This window comes from Nitratireductor sp. CH_MIT9313-5 (genome assembly GCF_037029545.1).
GTDB lineage: Bacteria > Pseudomonadota > Alphaproteobacteria > Rhizobiales > Rhizobiaceae > Chelativorans.
Genome location: NZ_JAYMER010000008.1, coordinates 39,168 through 62,545, shown reverse-complemented (window position 1 = coordinate 62,545; position 23,378 = coordinate 39,168). Strand labels below are relative to the sequence as shown.

Sequence of the window (23,378 nt, the reverse complement as noted above, 5' to 3'; positions counted from 1 at the left end):
TTTCGTTTTCACCATCCAGAACAGGAGGACATCCATGTCCGCGCAATTGATTTTTGACCACGTGCCGCTGGGCGCGATCATCCGCTATTCCGACGGCACCCCAAACCCCCCCGAACGCCATCGGCGCAAGCTTCGGGCCTGGGAAAGTCGCAACAACACCGGCCGGCTCGTCAGGAAACAGGCCGGCACGCGCGTCGGCGAGACCACAATACCGGCCGCGATCACGCTTCATGAGGGCGATTTCGGCAGCAAGGCGGTGATCGTGCTCAGGGTCTTCAAGACCTTTTCGGTCGATAGCGACCTCGCCTTCACGGTAGTCGAACGGCCCGCCATCGGCTCCGTCCTCGTGCTCGACCGCCCCGGCGATGAGGCCGAGCTCGTCCATGTCGCGGCCAACCGTCAGGCCGCCGATGAATGGTTGTCGCGGCACGGCTATCCAAATGCCGTGCTCCGTGAGGTAACCGCGGACATGGCTGCGGCCGATCAGGTCGAGGGGAGGGCGGCATGACCCGTGATCAGCCATCGCACCCTCGGCCGGGTGGAACGCCGGGCCAGTCGGGGGCTCATTTCGGCATCAGTGCTGAAGGATTTCCCGTGGCGCGCGTCGATGACACTGTCTTTGCCATGCTGCCGGGGCGCGTCGGCCAGTATTTTCTCGCCACATGCTGGTGCGCGCGCCGGCCGCTGGCGGAACTCACCCGCAATGACTTCTACGGGCATGGTGGCCAACTCGCGGACGAGGCGGAATTCAGGGCAAAGGTGCTCGAGCAGGCCGAGCACAATCGCGAAAAGCGCGCGCTCGGTCGCCGGGAAATCCGCTCCCGCGCCCATACGCCATGGGGACCCTCGCAGGGCGCGACGGTCTTTGCCGAGGGCATCGTCTGCCATTCGACGGCCGGACACGGCGGTTTCCATCTCTCCGCCGACCGCAATGCCAGTGTCGACTTCCGGCTCCAAAAAAGGGACGGCTGGTACGAGGAAGACGCCGAATGGGCGATCGTTGCGATCACCTACCCGCATCTGTTCACCGGGTTCGAACGGCGGTGTGCCGAGCAAACCCTGAAGGACTCCTGGCCGGACGCCTGGGAGGCGATCTTCGGAACCGTTCTGCGGCCCGGCGAATCCCGTGAGAAGGATCGCCGGGCATTTGAGGCGCGGCATAGGGGGGACTGGGTTGTCGTCTCGGCAATCAGCTCAGAGCACCACGATGGTTTCGTTGAGGTGGTCGCCACATTGGGTGGAGGCCGTGGCGAGGGTATCGAGCGCCAGCGCTTTCTGGTCCCGGCCGGCGAGTACGAGGTTGGACGTTTCGGCTTCGTCGTCGATCCGGCGCGCCACGCATCCTATGGCGGGCCGTCGAGCTTTGTCGCCGGGGGGAGGTGATGTCCATCCCATGGAAAGCGATCGCGGTCCGCTTCGGCTGGCGGGCTGCGTTCGGGATGGAAGGCCCACATCCCCGTCTTGTCGTCCGACACACGCGCCATCGCCATCGCTTCACAGGCGCCGATGCCTGGAAGCGCGCGGTGCTCGACTCGATCCGAGCGCCACGCTTCAATCATCCAGCACGGAGACCCAACCGATGACCACCTTTCTCGTCGCGGTACACATCCTCGTCGACACGCAGGCCGCCAGTCCCCGTTCGGCCGTCGCAGCGGCTTTGGAGAACCAGTTCGACCGTTGTGCAGAAGCTGTTCCGGCGGCCGGCACGATAGTCGATTGGGCCGTCGCCGGCGAAGACCTCGCCGCATCGATGGTACCTGTCGTGATTCCGGCCGACTACACGCCGGGAGCAACACCGTTTCCCGAATGGAGCACCGCGCGAGAGCCAAGCGCGGACAAACGATTCGGATCTGCCCGTCCAGGCCCCGATCCCGCATGCAAGGCGCCGGTCAGCTGATACCTTCCATACGTCGAAGGAACTGACTCGATCGATGCATTGTGACGGAAGCTCGCTCGTCGGGCGTGTGCGACCGCCATCCTCAGGAGGAATTGTGAGGACAGCAGTGTTCGGCCGCAAGATGCCGGGATGTCCAGCCTGTCGGGATGACGGGCGTGCTGTCCGGTCATCATCATTTCCTTCATGGGGCAGCTTCGGTGGAACGCCACCCCCTGCCGGCCTCCCGTCGGTTTTGGCTTCGGTCCTAAACCGGCGGCCGGAGCCTTCAAGGCCGCTGGCGCGCCGCGGAGCGGCCATGCGCACCAGCCTCGGCAAACCAGCCTCGCGGGACCGCGCGAGGGCAGTGAGCCCTGCTTGCCCGCAAGGCTGGTCCGCTCGGCTCTGGTCCGCACGGACCCTGAAGCCTCCTCCTTCCGCCGGTTTTTCTGGACCGCGCCCGAAGGGAGGGCCGGCAGGGGCCGGCTCGAGCCTTCGGCCAGACCGTGAAGGAAAGGAATCTCACATGACCAGAACCGCTCGTTCCAGCCGTCAATCCAGCAAGGTGGTCCAGCTCCGCAAGGGCGCCTCCCTCGAAATGGTCCGCCTCGCCTGTCCCGACAGCGCCCAGGCATCGCTCATCTCCGAAAGCTTCGGCCTCCCCGTCATCGACAGCGACGGTATCCGCGAACTCCATCGCAAGATCATCATCGACACGGCCGACTCCTTGAACGAAGGCCTCGGCGAACGGGCCATGCAGATCCATCTCCAGCGGATCGTAGGCTCCTATGTCGGTTCAGCCCACGGCGCCGGGCAGTTCTATTCCCGGTCGGTCTCGGAAGCCCGCGACGCCACGGCCAGAAACGCCAACGACGACCGCGACGCGGACCTCGACGGTCCTGTTGGTTTCGACAGCGCCGCCCAGCGCAAGCGCGAGTTCGCGGCCGACATGGGTATTCAGGCCCACGCGCTCCGCTGCGCCGCCGAAGGCGTGGTGGCTGCCTACGAAGAGGTCGTCGGCGAAGCCTGGAAGCCCTTCGAACGCCATGTCGAAAATCCCGGCCAGACCGTCGATCGCAAGGCGGCCGAAATGCAGATGGCCGCCCTTGGCTGAACGGCTCGGGCGGAGCTCCGGCTCCGCCCGTTCGGTTCGATAGCTGCCTTCCCGCGAGAGATTGCTACGACAATAAGCATTCGGCCAGAACAGCGGTCTTCAGGGTCGAGCTCGATCGGCGTGCACATCGCTGGTGACGCCCCCGAGAAATGTCAGGTGAGTTAGAATGCCACCTTGGCACAAAGCAGAACTTCCGGCAGAAAGTGGGCTGGGGGGATGACGATGGCGGCCATGACAAAGTTGGGAACGACAGACGCAGACATTCGCACTGCGCTACATGCCAAACGATTGCGGCGCGCCAAATCTCATCCCGATACGCTCGTGATCGACGAACTGGGCCTTGCGCACGCCCGAAGTCGTATCGACGTGGCCGTCATCAACGGCTGTATCCACGGCTATGAAATCAAGAGCGCCAAGGACAACCTGGACCGGTTCGCGACGCAGATCGACATCTACCGCCAGACGCTACAAAAGCTCTCACTCGTCGCTGCGCCGAAGCATGTCGCAAGCATCATGCGTCACGCCCCCGAATGGTGCGGCGTGATCGTGGCGGAGCAGGGACCACGAGGCGGTATCAGCTTTCATGTATTGCGAAACGCCATCGCCAATCCCGAGATCGATCCGGTCATGATGGCGCATCTTCTCTGGCGCGATGAAGTCATCGAACTCTTGGGCCAGGCAGGATATGCGCCGAAGGACCTCCGGCGGCCGAGAAGGCAGCTTTACGAGATGCTATGTGAAGCCATGAGCTTGCGCGAGATCACCGCCTCCATTCGCACTTTCATGGCGCAGCGCCAAGCGTGGCGAGATCGTCCAGCACACGCGTGATGTGGTGGTTGATCGCCACCTCCTTCCACCGCGTCTGATTGCTCGGTCCTTCCTTATGAACCGCGCATCTTGCGATATATTCATCGCCGCTTGAATAGCCGGCACCGTCGAACTTTCCCGACGCTACGATTGACGCGCAGTGACCATGCATCTGTGCACGATTGTCGTTGAATGCCCCGCCCTTGCGCACCTCCCAAGCCGACGACGTCGTATAGACGAGCTTTCCGGCCGCCTTGATCATGCGCATATCCAACGCCTTGAATTCTGGATGGACGATCGTGTAGTCGCCGTAGTTCGGCTGGCGAACGCCGGCTGGCATCTTGCCGAGCAGCGCCCGATAGAAGAGCCAGTCGTGACGCGGGAGCTGGTCGGCGCCCTTGGCAACATCCTTGAACGTTTCCGGTATCGCCGTGCCGATCACGACGAAATTGCGGAAGGCATGCAGATCCCCAAGCTTTTGCATTGCCGCAATGAGCGCGCCAGCAAAAGCATTGTAGGGCTCAAAATTCGGTGCGCCGAGATCGATAATGAGGTCAACTTCGTCGAGCGATACACCAAGCGCTGCGGTCAAAGCCTCGATGCGCATTCGCGCATGGGGCTTCATCAGATCCTCCAGCCGAACTGTGATAGCCGCTCCAAGGTCATCGGTCGCAACGATTCCTGCAACCGATGCGACCATGGCTGAGGAGGCATCGAGAGGAACGGCGGGCATCGCATTTGCCTGGAATGTCCGCATGGCTTCGAACACGTATGTGAAGATGTCGCGGCCGTCGCCCATGGGGTTGCCGGAAATACTGGGATGCACGCCTACCCACGCTGGCCGTTGCCCCCACTTGGCCTTGAAGCGAGCGGCGAACGGATGCACATGCTCCTGAACCGTCTTCTTCGGCTGCCACAACTCGAAATCGAATTCGACTTCTGGAATCGTGACATAGGGCACGATACGGTCCTTGGCGACGGCGGCAAGGCGGGCGAGCGCCTGGTATTCGCCCTGACGCCACCGCAACGCCGGAACATACATATCCTCAGTCAAGATCATCGCTCGCCTCCTCTAGCTGCGAGCGCACCTGGTCCCGACCAACCAGATTGTTCAGGATGGTGTAGTTGCCGCGCTCCTTCCTGATGCGCCCCGCGATGATGCTCGGATCGATCCCGATCGTCTCCGCGTCGATCCTCACCGCCTCTTCCGAAAGGGCGAAGCGGGACAGACACTGATCCCACAATGCTTCCGGTATCAGCGCGTCGAGTGCGAATTTGTCAGCCTGCGCCTCGATCGCATCACCGTCATTGCCGTCCTCTTCGTCGAAGAAGTCGAACCGCAAACCGTCGAAGAGGTGCAGGAAGACATGACCGAGCTCATGCAACAGCACAAACCAGAAATTATCCAGTCGATCATAGCGTAGCGTAAGGCCCACAACTGGTGTCTCACCATCAGCGAGCATGGCAGCGCCGTCCAAATACGACCCTGGCAGGTGACGCTCGACGACGAGAACGATGCCTTTCTCTGCCAACAGATCGCGGGCACGCTTCGGCCCGTCCTTCCTTTTCGTGAGATGCACCAGTTCCGGCAGCCACCGGTCATCGAGTTCGAACGTCCCGATCTCTTCTGCTTCGATCTTGCTACGCGCGCGCTCAAGAATGCGCGCCTGCCACGCGAGTAGGGCGTATTCGTTCGGCACGTTTCCGCTGCGCATCTTCTTGCGATGGAAGACTGTCGCGAATTGCGGTCCGGCCGCGTGCAGGAAGTACTCCTTGACGCGCTCGATCGGGTTTGCGCCGCGGGGCAGATCAAACCACCTGCGTTTGATCATCTCCTTGTTGGGAAACTGCCCCCAGACGATATCATCGGCATCACCCCACGCGAACACGGATCCGCCAGCCTGCCTCGGTCCCTCAAAACTTCCCGACGCCTTCACACCGAGCGTCTTCGAAATCTCGATCAGCCGCCCAAGGCTTGCGCCCATGTAGTCGGTCGCCTCGTAGCGCTGCACCTGTTGCGGCTTCATGCCAAGTCTCTGGGCGAGGTCCGTTTGACTCATTCCGGAGGCAATTCGTGCCTGCACCAGCACATGCGGCAATTCTTCAAGCGCATAGGTTTTCGAGAACGAGACCTGGCCGGATTTCAGCAGATCGTATTCAGCAAGCTCCGCCTCTATATCGGCGATTTGGCTTTCGAGCCCATCAATTTCCGCCTGCTTGAGCCAATGCTGATCCGATGCGCGCGCTTTCGCAGCAGCAAGGGCGTCTTGCAACTTGGCTAGTTGGGCACTCGATACGCCATACTGTTTGTCGCTGTAAATCATGGCTGCACCTTCCCGGAGAGAAGCGGATCGGCCGAAAGCGAAATGGCGATGATCCCTTTGTGTTTTCCTGTGAAACGATCCAGTTGGAAAAAATCGACGAATGCCCGCCCGACATCCGCGCACATCATCGAGGACGGAAAGAACTCGCCCTTGAATGCCGCTTTCTGCCCTGCCCGACCGTTCGAAAATTCCAGGAACACGGGATCAAGCTTGGCCGGATTGACCCCGATAGGGTCCCAGCATGCATCGAAGTCGCCAGGCCTCGGCTTGCCTGTCACATAGCTCCCGTCGAGATATATCATCGCACATCCCGCCAATCGCAGCTTGCCGGAGGCGAGAACGAGCCCCTCGAAAAGCTCCCGCCGCCAAACGTTCGTTGCGAAAGCAGTCGCCACGTCCTCCAAACTCGCCGCGTGCATCCCGGCGGGCAGTGTAGGCCACGGAGAGCCGGGCAATTGGACGAGGGCAGGAATCATCGTTACAACAATAATGTTGTATCAGACGAAAAGCAAGCCCGGCTTCCCCCTCGAGAACGCGCAACACGGGCTTCAAGTCCCGGGGAGGGTCAATCCCGCTCTTCAGGGATGGCATTCCTGGTGCGGCCGCGGAACTTCCACGATCAACCCGTAAAGGGTCCGCTAGCAAGGCTGCGGCCGTTTGGCTGACGCCTGCACGGTGATCGCGTCCGCGTGCCGCACACTGACGGAGCCATCAGAGCGGGAATTGGCCCGCTCCAACGATGGAGCCTCGGATGTCGCACGATCTTTCACTCGCTCAGAAACACGCTTGGAGACTCGCCCGCACCCTGATGACCCCGGTGGTCCTCTTCCAGTCCGACGACGCATATGGGGTGCTGCCCGCCGACGAAGTCGACGACGCCGAGGTCGACATCCTCTTCGAATACGATCCCTACACCGGTGGACACGCGGTTCACTGAACCGGCTCTCGGTTCACTTTCCGCAGCGGCGGCGCCAGGCGTCGCCGCGCTTGTCTCGTCCTCCCGCAGCCCGTCCCGGTCGGTGGCCTGGGCAGAGCCGGCCGCGCCGGCAACGGCTTGCGCCGTCCTCCCCTTCGGTCCGGCCCTGCGGGTGCAGGCGCGCCCTGAAGCTCCGCCTGAACCGGCCCCGTGACGGGGCCGCGATCGGCGCGGCCTCCAGAAACGGAGGTTGTAATGAGCAGGAAAGAAAAGGGCGCGAAGACCGATATCTACGCGCGCATAACGCAAAAGATCGTTGCCGATCTGGAGAAGGGCGTGCGGCCGTGGGTGAAACCCTGGAGCGTCGGCCATGTCGACGGCCGGATCACCCGGCCGCTGCGCCACACCGGTGAACCATACACCGGCATCAACGTCCTGTTGCTGTGGTCGGAGAGCCTGGCGCGCGGGTTCACCGCGCCGCTCTGGATGACCTATCGGCAGGCGGCTCAGATCGGCGCACAAGTCCGCAAGGGCGAAACCGGCGCGACGGTCGTCTATGCGAGCCGGTTCACGAAAACCGAGACTGACGCGCAGGGCGAGGAATTGGAGCGCGATATTCCGTTCCTCAAAACGTACACCGTCTTCAATTGCGATCAGATCGACGGGCTTCCCGATCACTATTACCACCGACCCGAGAAGGTCATCGATCCTGTCGAGCGGATCGAACATGCCGACCGGTTCTTCGCCAGTACCGGGGCCGTGATCCGGCATGGCGGCGCCCGGGCCTTCTACGCGCCGGCAAGCGATCACATCCAGATGCCGCCCTTCGAGGCCTTCCGGGATGCTGAATCCTACGTCGCGGTGCTCAGTCACGAAACAGTCCACTGGACCTCGAGGCCCGACCGGGTTGGCCGCGATCTGAGCCGCTACGCCAGGGACAAGACCGAGCGCGCGCGCGAAGAGCTCGTCGCCGAGATTGGCTCGGCACTGCTTTGCGCCGACCTCGGCATCGTTCCCGAGCTTGAACCGCGGCCGGACCATGCGTCGTATGTGGCGAGCTGGTTGCGGGTCCTTTCCGACGACCGAAGAGCAATCTTTCAGGCCGCCGCCCATGCGCAACGGGCCGTGACCTATCTGCACGGTCTGCAGCCCTCCGCCACCGGCACGGGACAGTTGGAGGCGGCCTGATGCTTTCCTTTTCGAATGCTGCTGCGGAGGGCATCGAGCCCTCCGCCATCCGACTGCGCGTGCTATCGCTCGGCGCCGGCGTCCAATCGACCACCCTGGCGCTGATGGCCGCCCATCGCGAAATCGGCCCGATGCCCGATTGCGCGATATTCGCCGATACCGGCTGGGAGCCCAAGGCGGTCTATGACCATCTCAACTGGCTGGGATCGCCCAACGTCCTGCCGTTTCCCGTCCATGTCGTTTCGGCGGGCAACATACGTGATCAGCTCATGCGAGCCGCAAAGGGTAAACGCTGGGCGTCGATTCCAGCGTTCGCCAAAACCGTCACTCCGGTGGGATCCGCCGTGCCCGTATTCGACGAGGATGCGGCCGGTGCGCTCGTCGAGGTCTCCACACGGCGCACAACACGCGACACGGTTTCCGTCGGCATGATCCGGCGTCAATGCACCACGGATTTCAAGATCGTACCGATCCGGCGGAAAGTCAGGGAACTTGCGGGGCTCGCCCGGAAGCGCTCGCCCGGCCATGCTGTTGTCGAGCAATGGATCGGAATCTCGTGCGATGAGATCATGCGCGTGAAGCCGAGCCGCGAAACCTGGCAGGTCAACCGCTGGCCGTTGATCGAGATGCGCATGAGCCGATGGGACTGCCACGCCTGGCTGCGCCGCCACGATTACCCTCAACCGCCGAAATCGGCCTGCATCGGCTGTCCGTTTCACGATAACGCGCGCTGGCGTGCCATGCGCGATCATGATGCCGCTGCCTGGTCCGATGCGGTCGAGGTCGATCGAGCCATCAGGACGGGTTTGCGCGGCATTCGGGGACAGGTCTTTCTCCATCGGTCCGCCGTTCCCCTTGACGAAGCCGATCTGTCGACGCTGTCCGACCATGGGCAACTCGACCTGTGGCCGAACGAGTGCGAGGGCATGTGTGGTGTCTAGCCAGCCTTCGATCTTTTCGAATGCCGTCAGGTCGCGGGATATCGTGGGCATCGGGCATCGGGCTTCCAGCGGATGCCAGAAGCGTAACTCTGCCGAAGCTGGCTGACCAGCGGAGGACGGTCAGGGCGATGGTTATGTGCTTCGGCCGACTGCTCACGGCATCGCTCGTCGTGCGCGCGAGAACGAGCGAATAGGGCCCGTTGCAGGGGCGCGGCCTGCCGTGAACGTCGCCGGCGCAGAGGGCGCGATTGATCCCACCAACCGGTGTCGCGGAATAGCAATGGCTCCGGGCCAGGACGCCGTGGTCGTGTTTCCTTCGCCTCGATGTCCTGGAGCTCGCCCGGCGCGGTCTCGATGGGGCATGTCTGACCGGGAACCGGCTCCGCCTCGTCCGGCATCTCGCAACGCCCGTCCGGAACTTTCTTCCCCTGCGAACCGACGTTCGCATTCCTCGCGAACCAAGAAAGTTCATCCCGGCCGTCCTCCATTTCATTGCGGCCTTTCAGGTGCGTGCCGGTCGTTCCCGATCTTTTCGACAGCCATCGAGACCGCGATGGGCGCGGCTCGAAACTTCGAAAGGAACACGACAATGGCAAACATCGGCACCTTCACCACCACCAAGACCGGATTCACGGGTGCGATCAAAACTCTAACGCTCAACGTCAAGGCCCGCTTCGAGCGCGTCGAAAACCCTTCCGAGAACGGACCACATTTCCGCATCTACTCGAATGCAGTTGAGCTGGGTGCGGCGTGGCAGAAACAGGCCAAGCAGACCGAACGCGACTACCTTTCGGTCAAGCTGGACGACCCGAGCTTCCCGGCTCCGATCTACGCCACCCTGATCGAAGTGGAAGGCCAGGAAGGCGTGCAGCTCATCTGGTCCCGCCCCAACGGCAACCGAGACTGACGAGGTCCCAAACGGCCCCGCCGCGAAGGCGGGGCCATTTCTGTGTCGACGAAACGACGGCCGCCAGATGCGACACCGGTCGTCCACTTCACTCCCGCCTGCCGCTCCGCGAGACTTGCGGGTCAAGATAGCCCCGGCGCCGCTTCCTCCGTTCGAGCCGAGTCATCGCATCGCCGGCCTCAGCGGGTGTGTCGAAGGTTTCGATCATCGACTGTCCGCGCGTTCCGATCCGACCCCAATCGCGCACGAGGGACGCTCCTCCAAACAATGTGGGCTGAAGGGAAATGCTGTAGAACCGCCGCATGTTCTGCGACGGGTCGATACGGCGAAGATGAACCGGATGTAGATCTTTCATGCTGGGGAGTCTCGCTTCCTACGGAAGCGGCGTCCAACGACTTTCTTGAATCGATGAACGGTCATCGATTCATGGCATTGATGCCGAGAACCCTTGCGCGATTCTTGGCGACTACGTCCGGTGAAACCGGTTCTCCCCAACGACCGAGATCATATCGTCTCGCCGGAACCAGATGGCGCGGCCGCATCGCAGCGGCGGGTTGCCTGAGGTGAACACGATCTGCTCGTCTCCGCGCATGCGCAGCACCTCTTCCGGAAGGATCAGTGGCCGCGCGGAGAGCTGCCGCGAGCGCGTGCGCGAGGAACCCGACATGCGCGACGTCCGGCTGAGCTGGTCGACTTCGACCGTCGTGTTGCCGCAGCGCCGCGAGATGTAATCGGCGGTCTCCGGGTCGTTGATTGCGGCGAATGATATCCACGAGGCCGACTCGAACCATTTCGAAGTCGCGTCGCGCCCGCCATAGGTTTCGCGCATCTGGCCAATGGACTGGAACAGCATCAGCAGGCTGATGCCGTATTTGCGGCCGGCGTCCCGAGCGGTCTCGAGGATGCGCAGATATCCAAGCCGTGCGACTTCATCGAGCAGGAACAAGGTGCGCCCCTTTACCCTGCCGTTCCGGTTGTAAATCGCATTGGCAAGGGCGCCGATTATGGTGCGCGCCAGGCCGGGATGCGCCTCGAGCGTCTTGAGATCAAGATTGACGAAGACGTCTGTGTCGCCGTCCGCCAGATCGTCGGTCGAGAAGTTGTTGCTGGAAACCAGCGCGGCATAGTTCGGATAGGAAAGCCAATGCGTCTCCTTGACCGCATTGGCGTAGACGCCGGAGAAGGTCTCGGGCGTCATGGCGATGAAGGGTGCCACGTTCTCTTTGACGAATGCGGATTCGGAGTTGTCGTAGATCAGCTGCAGCCGCTCGCGCAGCTTGGGCTCTGGCTCAGAGAGGTTCGCTCGCATCTGCCGCAGATGCTGGTTTTCCTTTTCCGTATGCCCCGACAGGCACACATCGGCGATCAGCACGGTGATCAGCTGAAGCGCGGACGCGCGAAAGAAGTCGTCGCGGATCGAAGCCTGGCGGGCCGTGTCGGTCACGACCCAGGTGGCGACCGCCACCACGTCTTCCTCTTTTGTCCCGCCGAACCTCCCGATCCAGTCAAGCACGTTGAAGCCGGTGCCCGGCTCCTTCGGGTCGAGGACGAAGACCGATCGGCCGGCCTTGCGCCGGTGCCCGATCACCATCGGCGCGACCTCGTTCGACGGATCGAGCGCAACAAGCCCGCCGCCCCATTTGAGCGCGGTCGGGACTGTGACCGAGGTGGTCTTGAAGCCGCCCGACCCGGCGAAGACCAGCCCGTGCGAGGAGCCGAACGAACCGTCGAAACACAGCAGCGGCGATTTTCCCCCAGCACCCCATGTCTCGCGGTCGTCGGCGCGGAAACCGCGCCCGCCGTCCGCCTGCCTGTCGACGCGGCAGGCCTCGCCGACGACGATGCCGCCGGCCTCGGGAAAGAGGCGCCGGGCCGCAGAGATGGTCATCCACGCGCTCTCCCCATGGATGGCACGTTTGCCCCAGACCCGGCGGGGCGCGGCCGACGCGAAAGCGGCATTGCCGCGCAGGGCGACGCGCAGACCGAACACGCCGGCGACCGCCGCAACAACCGCCCCCGTCAGCGTGGCGGGGTCAATGTATTCGACGATCGATGTGCCTGGCGGCACCGTTGCAGCAAATGCGGCGAGCCTGCCGATCTCGCGGACCGCAGCGATTGTGATCACCACCAGCGTGCCGGCGACGACCCCCCAGCCCGCGAGCCGGATCGAGATCGCGCCCCTGGCCGCAAAGAGAAAGACGACACCGGTCCCGCCGGCCGCCGCGTAGGGCAGCGCGATGCCGATCCGGCCAAGCATCAGGCGCGCGTCCGGCGCGCGGGCGAAGCCTGCGAGCCAATGCTCTATGCCTGTCAGGGCGAGGCAGGCACCAGTCATGATTATGACCGGGGCAAGAAGCAAGGCGAGCTTAGTCGGGGTCATCGGCGAACACCTTCATCCCGATCGCCGTCAGCCGCGCGCGCTCGGCTTCGTCGGTCCTGATTCGGCTGGCGCCGTCGATCAGCAGGCCGAGCAGCAGAGCGCGCTTCTCGTAACGAAGCCCGGCCTTGGTGATCAGCCCACCGAGCTGGATCTTCTCGCGCGTATCCTTCTTGCGCGCCTCTGACTGGTTTGCCTGTCGCATCCGCTCAAGCCTCGCCAGACGGCCCATGAGCCGCGCCAGACGCGACCGGCGCGGATGCTGGCCTGACCGCCCGTCCGCTCCCCTTGCGAAACCGCGCCGCGAGTTCCTCGAACGCGGTCACAAGCGCGCGCTCCTCAATCTCGATATCGCCGAGTCCTGCCTTGAGGGCGAGCCGTCCGATGCGCTCGGCCTCGCGCGTTTCGGCCTGCTTGAGCCGCTCCTGCAGCCTGGCGATTTCTTCTCTGATCTTCGATGACGGCTTCTTCATTCCGGTAGTCTTCCTTCTCGACCATTCGCGTTGTGGCGATGGCGAGGATCGGCCGGGATCGCGCGCAGCGCGACCCGGCAGAAATGACGGGTCGGCGAAGCCGACGCTTTGAGAGATCATCCCGGCGTTCCGAAGGAATGCCCCAAGGGCGCAGTAATACGTCGCTGACGCGACGTTCCGCGCCCGGACCCGCCCGGGAGAGGCGTGGCCTGCGGAACGCATGTCGTTCAACCGCCGGGATCACTCTCACCGTGGCCATCACGCATTTCACGCCCCAGATCATCGGACGTGCCGACGGGCGCAGTGCCGTGCTGTCGGCCGCCTATCGGCACTGCGCGAAGATGGAGCATGCGGCCGAGGCGAGGACCGTCGACTATTCGGGCAAGCGCAATCTCGCTCACGAGGAATTCCTGCTTCCCGCCGATGCGCCCAAATGGGCGCGCGAGATGATCGCCGACCGCTCGACCGCGGGCGCCGCCGAAGCGTTCTGGAACAAGGTCGAGGCCTTTGAAAAACGCGCCGACGCGCAGTTCGCCAAGGAGTTCATCATCGCCCTGCCGGTGGAACTGTCGAAGGCGCAGAACACCGCGCTAGTGCGCCAGTTTGTCCATGAGCAGGTGCTCGGCCGCGGGCAGGTCGCCGACTGGGTCTATCACGACGATCCAGGCAATCCGCATGTGCATCTGATGACGACGCTGCGCCCCCTGACCGAGAGCGGCTTCGGGGCAAAGAAGGTCGCCGTGATCGGAGCGGACGGCCAGGCGATCCGCACGAAGAACGGAAAGATCCAGTATCGTCTCTGGGCGGGCGAGAAGGCCGAGTTCCTCGAGCAGCGGCAACGCTGGCTCGATCTTCAGAACCAGCACCTCGCGTTGGGCGGCTTCGAGATCCGCGTCGACGGACGATCCTATGCGGAGCGCGGCATCGACCTTGTGCCCACGCCCCATATCGGCCCGGGCGCAAAGGCGATCGAGCGCCGGGCAACGCGCGAGGGCAGGGCACCCAGGCTCGAACGTCTCGCTTCGCATGCGGCTGCGCGCGCGGTGAACGCCGAGCGCATTCAGGCCCGGCCGGACATCGTGCTCGATCTCGTCAGCCGCGAAAAGAGCGTGTTCGATGAGCGCGACATCGCCAAGGTGCTGCACCGCTATGTCGACGATCCCGGTGCCTTCCAGCAGCTCCTGGCGCGGATTCTTCAGAGCCCGGATTGTCTTCGCCTCGAAACCGGGGCGGTCGACTTTGTGACCGGCGCGCGCTTGCCGGACAGGCTCACCACGCGCGAACTGATCCGCCTCGAAGCGGAGATGGTGTCCCGGGCGTCCGCGCTCGTGAAGGCGAAGGGGTTTGGCGTCCGGGAGAAGATCGTTGCCGACGTGTTCGCGCGTCACGACCGTCTGTCGGAGGAGCAGCGCACGGCAATCGCGCACGTGAGCTCCGGCGCGCGGATTGCCACCGTTGTCGGCCGCGCCGGCGCCGGCAAGACGACCATGATGCGCGCGGCGCGCGAGGCATGGGAGGTGGCAGGCTACACGGTGGTCGGGGGCGCGCTGGCCGGTAAGGCGGCCGAGGGCCTCGAGACGGAAGCTGGGATCCCTTCGCGTACTCTGGCGTCGTGGGAGCTAGCCTGGAAACAGGGCCGCCGGCGCCTCGATGGGAAGACCGTGTTTGTCCTGGACGAAGCCGGCATGGTCGCGTCGAAACAGATGGCGACATTCGTCGAGGCGGTCTCGAAGGCTGGCGCCAAGCTGGTGCTTGTCGGCGATGCAGAGCAGCTCCAGCCGATCGAGTCAGGTGCTGCCTTCCGCGCCATCGTCGAGCGCACAGGCTATGCAGAGCTCGAGACGATCTACCGCCAGAAGGACGCCTGGATGCGCACCGCCTCGCTCGATCTGGCGCGCGGTAATGTGACGGCGGCGCTCTCGGCCTATAGGGGCCACGGCATGGTGATCGGGGAGAAGCTCAAGGCCCAGGCGGTCGACAGCCTGATCGCATCCTGGAACCGCGAATACGATCCCAAGAAATCCACGCTCATCCTGGCCCATCTGCGTCGTGACGTGCGCGAACTCAACCGGCTCGCCCGCGAAAGGCTGGTCGAACGTGGGATTGTCGGCGAGGGCTACGTGTTCCAGACGGAAGAGGGGCGACGGAATTTCGACGCCGGTGACCAGATCGTGTTTCTCAGAAATGACGGCGCGCTCGGCGTCAAGAACGGCATGATCGGCAGGGTGGTCGAAGCCGGGCCCGGCACGATTGTCGCCGAGATCGGCGAGGGCACCGACAGGCGCCGCGTTGAGGTCGAGGAGCGGTTCTATCGCAATCTCGATCTCGGCTACGCCACCACGATCCACAAGAGCCAGGGCGCGACCGTCGATCGCGTCAAGGTGCTCGCCTCGCTCTCGCTGGACCGGCATTTGACCTATGTCGCGATGACCCGGCACAGGGAGGACCTTCAGCTCTTCTATGGCGCGCGGTCGTTCCAGATCGCGGGTGGGCTCGACACGCTCCTGTCGCGGCGGAACGCCAAGGAAACCACCCTCGACTATGCCGCTGGACGCTTCTACCGGCAGGCGCTCAGCTTCGCCAACAGCCGTGGACTTCAGCTTATGCGGGTCGCCCGCACACTCGCTCGCGACCGGCTGGACTGGACGCTGCGCCAGAAGCGACGCCTTGCCGATCTCGGCCGAATGCTTCGCGCCGTCGGCGCCCGCATCGGGCTGTTCGACGCCACCCTGTCCGAGGTCCAATCGAAGAAGGAGGCCGAGCCGATGGTCAAGGGCGTGACCACATTCTCCAGATCCGTCGCCGACGTCGCAGCCGAGAAGGCCCATGCGGAAAAGGAGGTCGCGAGACAGTGGGAGGAGGTTTCCGACCGGTTCCGCATGGTCTTCGCAGATCCGGAGGCGGCGTTTGGCGCCATGCGCTTCGACGCCATGCTCACCGATCCGGCAACTGCGTCAGAGCGTCTCGGACTGCTTGCGCGTGAACCCGCTTCGATCGGCGCGTTGCGCGGCCGTGAAGGGTTTCTGGCGGGCAGAGTGGATCGCGAGGCGCGGCACGAGGCCGAGGCGAACGTGCCGGCCCTCGGGCGCGAGGTTGAGCGCTACCTGCGTTTGCGTGAAGCGGCCAAGCGCAGGCTCGAGGCCGATGAAACGGCGCTACGCCGTCGCGTCTCGATCGATATTCCTGCGCTTTCACCCGCTGCGCGTGTCGTGCTCGAACAGGTGCGCGATGCAATCGACCGCAACGATCTCTCGGCAGCACTCGGCTTCGCTCTCGCCGATCGCATGGCCAAAGCCGAAATCGACGGCTTCAACAAGGCGGTGTCCGAGCGGTTCGGAGAACGCACATTGCTCTCGAACGGCGCGCGCGACACTGAGGGCGCCGTGTTCAGGAGAGCAGCCCTCGGCCTGCCCACGGCCGAACGCGAAAAGCTCGCTGCGGCCTGGCCGATCATGCGCGCCGGCCAGCAACTCGCTGCCCACGAGCGCACCGTGAAGGCGCTAAAGGAGATCGAGGCGCTGCGACAGAGCCAGCGTCAGTCCCAGGTGCTCAAATGACCCGCAGGCGTCGGGCGCTCACAGTTCTCTGGATCGGCGTCGCGGTCGTGAGCGGCCTGTTCTCCCTCGGCTATTTAGGTAGCCTGCGCTTCAATCTTACCTCGAGCTACCCGCTCGGAATCTGGCGGATCGCGCCGCTCGACCGTGAGGTTGCCGTCGGCGATCTCATAATGATCTGCCCACCGCCAACACCTGTGTTCACGCTCGCGCGGCAGCGAGGATATCTGCGGTCGGGGCTCTGTTCGGGATGGCTGAGCCCGATGATCAAGACAGTCGCTGCGACACAGGGACAGCGCGTGGAGATCGCCGGTTCCGTTTCCGTCGACGGCGTGCCGCTCGCAGGATCGGAGCTGCGCGCTGCTGACGGCGAGGGCAGGGCGCTCATTCCCTTCGCCGGCGGCGTCGTGCCGCCCGGTCGCATCTTCCTCCACTCTGATTTCGCAGGTTCCTATGACTCGAGATATTTCGGGCCGGTCCCGGCCGCCGGTGTCCTCGGCCTGGCCCAGCCCGTCCTCACCATTCACCCGTGACGTCGTGAAGACTGTCGGTCTCACGGTGCTTGCCGTTGCCGCCGGAGCAATCGCATGGAGCGGCAATCCCCTCACCCTTCCGCTCGCCATAGCGTTCCCCGCCCTGTGGGCAAATGCTCCCTCGCCGATCGCCGCCGGCATTGTATCGGCGGGGTATTTCCTCGCGGCTTCACGCGGTCTCCCCCAGGGCGTTGTCAATTACTTTGGCAGCGGGACAGCCGAAGGTCTCGCGCTCTGGCTCGGCGCATCGCTCGCCTTCGTCTCCGTACATGCGGTGTTGTGGACGTCCCGGCCGGGGAGTGGGCGGACTGTGCGATATGCCATGGCAGCGGTCCTCATGAGCGTGCCGCCCTTCGGCATCGTTGGGTGGGCGCATCCGATCACCGCCGCCGGTATCGTGTTCCCGGGCTGGGGTTGGTGGGGGCTCGGAGCGACAGCGATCGGCCTCCTCGTCATGACGACAAAGGTCTGGCCGATCACAACGCTCGTCTTGGGAGGAGCGTTTGCCTGGTCCGCCGCAACATGGACGGATCCCAGCCTGCCTGATGGCTGGATCGGTGTCGACACGGAATTCGGGGGTGAGCGCGGCACATATGCAGAGTTGTTCCAGCATCGCGAGACGATCGCCGCAGTAAAGGCGGCAGTGGCCCAAGGCAACAAGATCGTGGTACTGCCCGAGGGTGCCGCCGGTGTCTGGTCGCCGACCGTCGAACGCCTTTGGGTCCGTGAGCTCAAGGGAGTCGACGTCACCGTCAATGCCGGAGCGATCCTGGTTGACGAGCAGGGCTATGACAATGTCATGGTCGAAGTCTCGGGCGAGGGAGCGCGCATCCTCTACCGTCAGAGAATGCCGGTGCCGGTCTCGATGTGGCAGCCCTGGCTAGCGCTGATCGGCAAGTCCGGTGGCGCGCGGGCCCAATTCTTCGCAAATCCGATCGTCGAATTCGGTGGCGCACGGATTGCCCCGTTGATCTGCTACGAGCAGCTCATTGTATCGCCCTTTCTGCAATCGGCACTCTACTCGCCCGACATCATTGTGGCGACGGGAAACGGCTGGTGGACAGACGGCACCAGCATCGTCGCTATTCAGAAGTCCGCAACCATTGCCTGGGCACGGCTCTTTGATCTTCCACTTATCATGGCGTTCAACATCTGAGATGAGCAGATGACTAGCCGGGCTGTGCGGTTAAGCGTCAGGGGACCGGAAGCCGTATGGCGCGAACCAAGCTCAAATGGGGAAGTACAACCCGATCATGAGAGCATTTGCGAAGGCCTCTCCTTGATTTTCTGCAGCCAATGTGCCTCTAAAAGATGATGGAAAAAATCATCTTTATTCGGCCCAATTTCCAACCTATTCAACACAAAGTACGTCTCCTCGACGCGCCGATCTAGAGCCGCCACCAGAACCACCCGAGCGTCATGGTGTTGGCGCCCTGCACGGCAAAGCTCGGCGCCATGTCGTCGGGGCGTGCGCCAGGTCTTGCATGCGACCGACGATGGAAGGCGGCCGGCCGGCGGCCACCAGAACGTGAGCGGATCGGCCACCCGAACGGCGGCTGGCCGTGGGGCCCGCATAGAATTCATCGCCGGGCAGGAATGTCGCCTGGTCCGGTCTTCCTTGATCGACGATCATCGGTCGTACGCACTACAGCACTGCAGAAAGGGCGTCGAGCATGAACCGACGAGATCGAAATTCCGATGATCTGGAACTGTTCGAACTGCTCGAAAAGCTTGGGGAGCTAACCGACGCGACTGGGATTCCCGCACTCTTGGGTAGGCTGCTCGACATCTATGGGCTGAAGACGGTGGCCTATCTGGGCGCTGGGGTGACTGCACAGCCTGGACAATCCCCCTATCTCGCCGTGACCTATTCGAACGAATGGGTTGATCACTACAAGGCCCAGCGCTTCGTCGATATCGATCCGACCGTGCAGATCGGTATGCGCCGTATGCTGCCCATCGACTGGGACGAGTTCGATCGGGCAGACGAGGACGTTCGGCGCCTGTTCGGGGAGGCAAAGGAGTTCGGCCTCGGCCGTCGTGGCATCTCCCTGCCCGTCCACGGCCAGCATGGTGATAGAGCGCTGGTCTCGATCACGAGCGACGCCAGCGATCGCGACTGGCGGTACCTCCGACTCCACTACATGCGCGACTTCCAAATGCTGGCGCTCCATATGCACCAGGCGATTCTGCGGTTGGAGGGGAAGACCGTGGAGCAGGCCAGGCTGTCCCCGCGCGAGCGAGAGTGCCTGTTGTGGGTAGCCGAGGGAAAGACGGCGTGGGAGACCGCCGTTATCCTCGGTCTGTCGGAGCACACCGTGCGCTGCTATCTTGAGAGCGCCCGCCACAAGCTAGGTGCCGCCAACAACACCCATGCGGTCAACAAAGCCGGCAAGGCTAGTCTGCTCACTCAACTGCCGTAAATCCGGCAGATGCGCCGGATTTCGAGGCCATCTCCCGGGGTCTAGTTGCTTCAGCGTTTTTAACAAACGCAAGGAGCAACACCATGATCACCATCGTCGAGGGCGCAGAGCGCGACCGTCATCCAACCCTGATCGACGAGATGTTTCGGATGCGGGCGGCGGTATTCGCCGACCGGCTTGAATGGGATGTCACCGTCACCGATGGCAGGGAGGTAGACCGCTTCGACGCCGAAGATCCCCTTTACCTTCTGTCGCTGGACGACCGGACCGGAGCGCTCCTGGGCGCCGTGAGATTGCTGCCAACCACCGGCCCGAACATGTTGCGCGACGTCTTTCCGGTTCTTGTGCCGGGCGGGGCGCCGGCGAGCCCCCTCATCTGGGAAAGCTCCCGGTTCGCCGTAAATCCTGCCGCGTTCAACACATGCGAACGTGCGGAAGCCAACCATGTCGTCAACCGCACGACAATCGAGCTCTTGTGCGGCATCGTCGAGGCTTGCCAGCGGGCTGGTGTCGAGCACGTCGTATCCGTCTTCGACGCGCGAATGGCGCGAATCTTTCGCACGATCGATTGCGTCTTCGAGGTCATCGGCACCCCCACGCGCATCGGCAGGACGATGACCTATGCCGGCGTGTTCGACATGTCAGACGACATGCGCGAGCGATTGGGCGAAGCCGGCAGACTTCTCGCGCCTGTGCTGGCGAATGTAGAGCCGCGGCAGACCCCAATCCCCCGCCACGCCTAATCGACCCTCGCTTTTGTGACATGGTTCTCTGGTCGACGCGGCAACCATGTCCTATAAGGGCTCCGAGGCGGTACGCGCCGCCTTGGGGCTTAGAAACCCCACCACAGAGCAGGTGTCGGCTGACGCGACACCAAGGATCCTCTGGCCACGGCCGGGGGCCTGCGACGCATGTCCAGGCACTCGTGCTAAAGGTCGCAGGGACCGTCTGTGGCGGTTTTCTAACCCCCGGCTTGGGGTCATGGTCTTTATAGTTTGCGGGGGCGCACCGCGAACCAAGCCGCAGGGATTGAATGCGAACAAAACCAGACGTCGACATCGGACCCGGCCCGGCGGCGACATCCAGTGTCATCAACGCCCTCCTGGCCGAGCTGAGTGAGAAAGAGCTGGCACAGGTGGCCGTCGCGGTCATTCGGGAGAACAGGAGCCGGTTGCAGAAGGCCCAGGAGCTGTTCGAGGAGGTCAGCCAGCTTGACGCCGCCGGTTCGACAGACGAGCATCTGGGGCAGTTGAGGCACGACTACCGGATCGCCATGCTCAACCTTCATGCGCAGCATCAGGTCGTGAGCCTGGTGGTCGAGCGCCTCGGGTTCGTTCCTGAGGTCGACGGGCAGCGCCCAGTGATCAATTAGCCGGCTAGCTGGCATGACCACGGTCATATTAGTCCGATTCGTGTAGCAATCGTACCTGCCTGCCGGTTGTTGGCGGCGCCCAGCTTGTTCGTAGCCGCGTCGATATAGGACCGAACGGAGCGATACGAGATGTCGAGCATGAGAGCGATATCGGCCATCGACATCCCCTCCGCGAACCAGCGCAGGCACTCAGCCTCGCGCGGCGATAGCCGGATGCCGGTCGCTAGCGACGCGTCGCCACGTTCACCTCCCAGTCGGGAGTGCACGAAGGCGACGGAGACCGCAGCGGTGACCGGATCGATGTCCTCGCTCAGTTTCGATACAGGCCTCCCGCTCGCAAGCGTGAACACCATGCGGTCCCTGAACCCCACGGGAATCGAAATCGAGATTCCAGACCTGATGCCGAACCGGTCGGCCTCGATGAAGAACCTGATCACGTCCCTTCGTCCGTTGCGACGCGCCTCATCCGCCGACCATGAGAACAACGGCGGTCCGTGCTTTGCCTTGGTCACCACCGGATCGACCCGGATGAACTCCCGTTGCACATAAAGCTCCTGCCAGGCGCGCGGATAGTTCGAGACCGCGAAGCTCTCCGGACCACGAAGATAGAGATAGGCGAAGAAATCGAACCCTGTATCGTCCGCAAAATCCCGCAAGGACCGGCGAGCCGCACGCTCGTCAAGCGGCAGCGAAAGCCTGTCGATGAGATTGAGCAGATTGGCGTTCAATGGCAGGCGTGTCCAATGGCAAGCCCCGCGAGAGAAGGCGACCCTTCTGCACGGCGCGCTGAATACGAACTGGGTCATCGCTACCGATACGACCCGGGGAAGACGATGCCCTGGTCGACCAGGACGTTGAACCGGTAGCCCGGACGGATCTCGAGTGTCGGCTGGACGTTGAGGTTGCGCGAGACCGTCTGCTCGGAGATCTGACCGAAGGTTTCGGCGAAGGAGCGCCTGGCGGCGTCCTCGGCGCTGTTGGCGGTGCCGAAGCTGTTGCGGTCCTGCGGCAGCATCATTTCGGTGCCGGCCCCGATCAGAGCGACGAGGATCGCCGAGCCGAACGTGCGCAAATAGTGGTTGTCGACCTGGTCCCGGAACCCGCCATAGCCGGCGGCGTCGGTTCCCGCCATCCCGCCGATCTGGAGCGTCGATCCGTTCGGAAAAATGAGGTCGGTCCAGATCACAAGCACGCCGTCCTGCCCGAACGTGACCTCGGAATCGTAGCGGCCGAAGAGTTTCGATCCTTGCGGGATGAGAAGGTGCCGGCCCGTCGCGCTGTCATAGACATTTTGCGAGACCTGAGCCGTGATCCGCCCGGGAAGGTCCGAGTTGATGCCCGTGACGAGCGTTGCCGGGATGACCGAACCGCGCTTGAGCTCAAAGGGCGAGATCTGACCGAGGACCGGATTGGGAAGATATCCCAGATCCCGGATGTCCTGATTGAAGAAGCGCTCCTTGGCCGCTTGCCCGTTCGCGTCCGTGGCGCCACCAACGCCCGCCTCCATGGCGGCGGCGTAGAGGTCGAGCGCGCTCTGCGGCCGCGTTGTCGACGATTGCGGATCGCCAGGCGCCACGTTCGTGCCGTCGTTGGCGTCAGCCAAAAGGCCGCCCAGCGAAACGGCGATCGGGGAATCGAACGCCGCGTCATTGGCTTGATATCGCGCCATGCGCTGACGGTGGAGCTCGCGCATGAGCTGTTCTTCTTGCTCTCGCTCGAGGCGCGCGCGCCATATTTCTTCGGGCTCCAGTGCCGCCCGTTGCCGTTCGGCCGTGGACGCTTCCGGTGGCTTCGGCATGAACGGGTTTTCCTCTGGCTCCGTGCGCTCGAGGGGGACCGGGAGCGGCTGCGCTTGGGCCGGTTCATCGATAATCCCGTCCGGCACACCCTCCTTGAGCTGGTCGGCATGGGTCGAGGCCGGTCGGGACCCAGGTGTGAACGCTGCATCGTCATCGCCCAGGCGAAGACCGCGCGAAGACAGGCCATAGAAAATCGCGGCAAGGAAAAGCACCACCAGCACGATCGCGACGACGATCGGCAGGCGATTGAGGCGCCGGATTCTCGGCCCGCCAGCGAGATCGGAGCCGCCGAGCTTGAGACTCTCGGTCATGACGGCTCCCTTCCATCGCGCTGCATCATCGACAGCGGCGAGATCGGCGTCGCCCCCTCCCCGCCCATCTGGTACATGCGTGTGAGATCGAGCGCGTGGGTCGACAACCGGACCAGGATGCTGCCTTCGAATGTGTCGACGACATAGGCGAGGGCAATGGTATTCGTCCCCTCCGTCACCTGGTCCGTGGCGACGGCATAGCCCCATTCCCTGAGCGAAGACTCCAGCGCCTCGCCGAACATCGAGCCGTCCGGCTCAAGCTGGATCGTCGTCGTGCCTGGACCGACCTGCTCGGCAAGCCGCCCGACCATGTCGCCGGCGATCGCGGACGCCGCCTCCGGGGTGAGCTCTGCGGTTGCCGAACTCGTGACCAGACCCGCACCGCCCAGTGTCTGGCACCCGGCCAGCAGTGCGGCGCACAGCACGAAAACCACCAGGCGAGGTAGGAAAATCGAACGGTGCATCC

Annotated in this window: 25 protein-coding genes; 15 read left to right on the top strand and 10 right to left on the bottom strand. The window is 63.6% G+C overall.

The annotated features are described in order from the left end of the window. The first annotated feature begins 34 nt into the window (after positions 1–34). The 5 genes from WA367_RS00990 (at position 35) to WA367_RS00970 (ending at position 3,815) form a co-directional block, all read left to right on the top strand. Positions 35–508 carry a hypothetical protein gene (locus WA367_RS00990; RefSeq protein ID WP_106573440.1) on the top strand — a complete coding sequence of 158 codons (474 nt, stop codon included), beginning with the start codon at positions 35–37 and terminating at the stop codon, positions 506–508. Then, positions 505–1,383 carry a DUF7007 domain-containing protein gene (locus tag WA367_RS00985; RefSeq protein ID WP_106573441.1) on the top strand — a complete coding sequence of 293 codons (879 nt, stop codon included), beginning with the start codon at positions 505–507 and terminating at the stop codon, positions 1,381–1,383. The genes WA367_RS00990 and WA367_RS00985 overlap by 4 nt, the downstream gene beginning before the upstream one ends. 196 nt (positions 1,384–1,579) lie before the next feature. Beyond that, positions 1,580–1,897 (top strand): hypothetical protein, encoded by a 318-nt coding sequence (locus tag WA367_RS00980; protein ID WP_199190554.1) that lies wholly within the window; start codon positions 1,580–1,582, stop codon positions 1,895–1,897. A 502-nt stretch (positions 1,898–2,399) separates the two neighbouring features. After that, on the top strand, positions 2,400–2,987 hold the full coding sequence (locus tag WA367_RS00975; protein ID WP_106573442.1) for a hypothetical protein: 588 nt from the start codon (positions 2,400–2,402) through the stop codon (positions 2,985–2,987). Positions 2,988–3,209: 222 nt separating this feature from the next. Next, positions 3,210–3,815: a sce7726 family protein gene (locus WA367_RS00970; RefSeq protein ID WP_106573456.1), complete on the top strand. Its 606-nt coding sequence runs from the start codon at positions 3,210–3,212 to the stop codon at positions 3,813–3,815. Here WA367_RS00970 and WA367_RS00965 read toward each other — a convergent pair. Genes WA367_RS00965 through WA367_RS00955 form a run of 3 tightly spaced genes read right to left on the bottom strand, consistent with a single transcriptional unit; the run spans position 3,769 to position 6,594 of the window. Continuing rightward, positions 3,769–4,854 (bottom strand): beta family protein, encoded by a 1,086-nt coding sequence (locus tag WA367_RS00965; RefSeq protein WP_106573443.1) that lies wholly within the window; start codon positions 4,852–4,854, stop codon positions 3,769–3,771. The genes WA367_RS00970 and WA367_RS00965 overlap by 47 nt on opposite strands. Further along, positions 4,841–6,118 carry an XRE family transcriptional regulator gene (locus WA367_RS00960; protein WP_106573444.1) on the bottom strand — a complete coding sequence of 426 codons (1,278 nt, stop codon included), beginning with the start codon at positions 6,116–6,118 and terminating at the stop codon, positions 4,841–4,843. The genes WA367_RS00965 and WA367_RS00960 overlap by 14 nt, the downstream gene beginning before the upstream one ends. Further along, entirely contained in the window at positions 6,115–6,594 is a 480-nt protein-coding gene (locus tag WA367_RS00955) for a DUF6932 family protein (protein WP_106573445.1), read from the bottom strand. The genes WA367_RS00960 and WA367_RS00955 overlap by 4 nt, the downstream gene beginning before the upstream one ends. A gap of 275 nt (positions 6,595–6,869) precedes the next feature. Here WA367_RS00955 and WA367_RS00950 point away from each other — a divergent pair, with 275 nt between their 5' ends. The 4 genes from WA367_RS00950 (at position 6,870) to WA367_RS00935 (ending at position 10,070) form a co-directional block, all read left to right on the top strand. Next, positions 6,870–7,055: a hypothetical protein gene (locus WA367_RS00950; RefSeq protein WP_106573446.1), complete on the top strand. Its 186-nt coding sequence runs from the start codon at positions 6,870–6,872 to the stop codon at positions 7,053–7,055. A gap of 234 nt (positions 7,056–7,289) precedes the next feature. After that, entirely contained in the window at positions 7,290–8,222 is a 933-nt protein-coding gene (locus WA367_RS00945; RefSeq protein ID WP_336054979.1) for an ArdC family protein, read from the top strand. Then, the gene (locus WA367_RS00940) at positions 8,222–9,163 is read left to right on the top strand and encodes a hypothetical protein (protein WP_336054978.1); all 942 of its coding nucleotides are present in this window, start codon (positions 8,222–8,224) and stop codon (positions 9,161–9,163) included. Before WA367_RS00945 ends, WA367_RS00940 begins: the two co-directional genes overlap by 1 nt. Before the next feature lie 589 nt (positions 9,164–9,752). Then, complete coding sequence (locus WA367_RS00935; protein ID WP_223006688.1) at positions 9,753–10,070, top strand: DUF736 domain-containing protein; 318 nt, start codon at positions 9,753–9,755, stop codon at positions 10,068–10,070. Between the two features lie 88 nt (positions 10,071–10,158). Here the strand turns inward: WA367_RS00935 and WA367_RS00930 are convergent, their stop codons facing one another. The 4 genes from WA367_RS00930 to traC all read right to left on the bottom strand — a co-directional run bounded on the left by WA367_RS00930 (position 10,159) and on the right by traC (position 12,920). Beyond that, entirely contained in the window at positions 10,159–10,425 is a 267-nt protein-coding gene (locus WA367_RS00930; RefSeq protein WP_336054977.1) for a WGR domain-containing protein, read from the bottom strand. A gap of 111 nt (positions 10,426–10,536) precedes the next feature. Beyond that, complete coding sequence (gene traG / locus WA367_RS00925) at positions 10,537–12,450, bottom strand: Ti-type conjugative transfer system protein TraG (RefSeq protein WP_336054976.1); 1,914 nt, start codon at positions 12,448–12,450, stop codon at positions 10,537–10,539. Further along, entirely contained in the window at positions 12,437–12,652 is a 216-nt protein-coding gene (gene traD, locus WA367_RS00920) for a type IV conjugative transfer system coupling protein TraD (protein WP_223006746.1), read from the bottom strand. Before traD ends, traG begins: the two co-directional genes overlap by 14 nt. Before the next feature lie 4 nt (positions 12,653–12,656). After that, positions 12,657–12,920: a conjugal transfer protein TraC gene (gene traC / locus WA367_RS00915; RefSeq protein WP_223006686.1), complete on the bottom strand. Its 264-nt coding sequence runs from the start codon at positions 12,918–12,920 to the stop codon at positions 12,657–12,659. A gap of 251 nt (positions 12,921–13,171) precedes the next feature. On the opposite strand from traC, the gene traA reads away from it, so the two are divergent. The 6 genes from traA (at position 13,172) to WA367_RS00885 (ending at position 20,802) form a co-directional block, all read left to right on the top strand. Continuing rightward, positions 13,172–16,477, top strand: coding sequence for a Ti-type conjugative transfer relaxase TraA (traA, locus tag WA367_RS00910; protein ID WP_106573601.1), 3,306 nt, complete (start codon positions 13,172–13,174; stop codon positions 16,475–16,477). Next, positions 16,474–17,007 (top strand): conjugative transfer signal peptidase TraF, encoded by a 534-nt coding sequence (gene traF, locus WA367_RS00905; protein ID WP_106573602.1) that lies wholly within the window; start codon positions 16,474–16,476, stop codon positions 17,005–17,007. Before traA ends, traF begins: the two co-directional genes overlap by 4 nt. A 4-nt stretch (positions 17,008–17,011) precedes the next feature. Further along, positions 17,012–18,163: a conjugal transfer protein TraB gene (locus WA367_RS00900; protein WP_245414232.1), complete on the top strand. Its 1,152-nt coding sequence runs from the start codon at positions 17,012–17,014 to the stop codon at positions 18,161–18,163. A 517-nt stretch (positions 18,164–18,680) separates the two neighbouring features. Further along, the gene (locus tag WA367_RS00895) at positions 18,681–19,430 is read left to right on the top strand and encodes a LuxR family transcriptional regulator (protein ID WP_106573604.1); all 750 of its coding nucleotides are present in this window, start codon (positions 18,681–18,683) and stop codon (positions 19,428–19,430) included. Positions 19,431–19,513: 83 nt separating this feature from the next. Continuing rightward, positions 19,514–20,173, top strand: coding sequence for an acyl-homoserine-lactone synthase (locus tag WA367_RS00890; RefSeq protein WP_106573605.1), 660 nt, complete (start codon positions 19,514–19,516; stop codon positions 20,171–20,173). Between the two features lie 290 nt (positions 20,174–20,463). Next, the gene (locus WA367_RS00885; RefSeq protein WP_106573606.1) at positions 20,464–20,802 is read left to right on the top strand and encodes a transcriptional repressor TraM; all 339 of its coding nucleotides are present in this window, start codon (positions 20,464–20,466) and stop codon (positions 20,800–20,802) included. A gap of 23 nt (positions 20,803–20,825) precedes the next feature. On the opposite strand, the gene WA367_RS00880 is transcribed toward WA367_RS00885, so the two are convergent. From WA367_RS00880 to trbH, 3 genes are all read right to left on the bottom strand, one after another. After that, complete coding sequence (locus tag WA367_RS00880; RefSeq protein WP_336054975.1) at positions 20,826–21,530, bottom strand: autoinducer binding domain-containing protein; 705 nt, start codon at positions 21,528–21,530, stop codon at positions 20,826–20,828. 80 nt (positions 21,531–21,610) lie between these two features. Continuing rightward, on the bottom strand, positions 21,611–22,912 hold the full coding sequence (gene trbI, locus WA367_RS00875) for an IncP-type conjugal transfer protein TrbI (protein WP_336054974.1): 1,302 nt from the start codon (positions 22,910–22,912) through the stop codon (positions 21,611–21,613). Further along, the gene (trbH, locus tag WA367_RS00870) at positions 22,909–23,376 is read right to left on the bottom strand and encodes a conjugal transfer protein TrbH (protein WP_106573610.1); all 468 of its coding nucleotides are present in this window, start codon (positions 23,374–23,376) and stop codon (positions 22,909–22,911) included. The genes trbI and trbH overlap by 4 nt, the downstream gene beginning before the upstream one ends. Positions 23,377–23,378 lie beyond the last annotated feature (2 nt).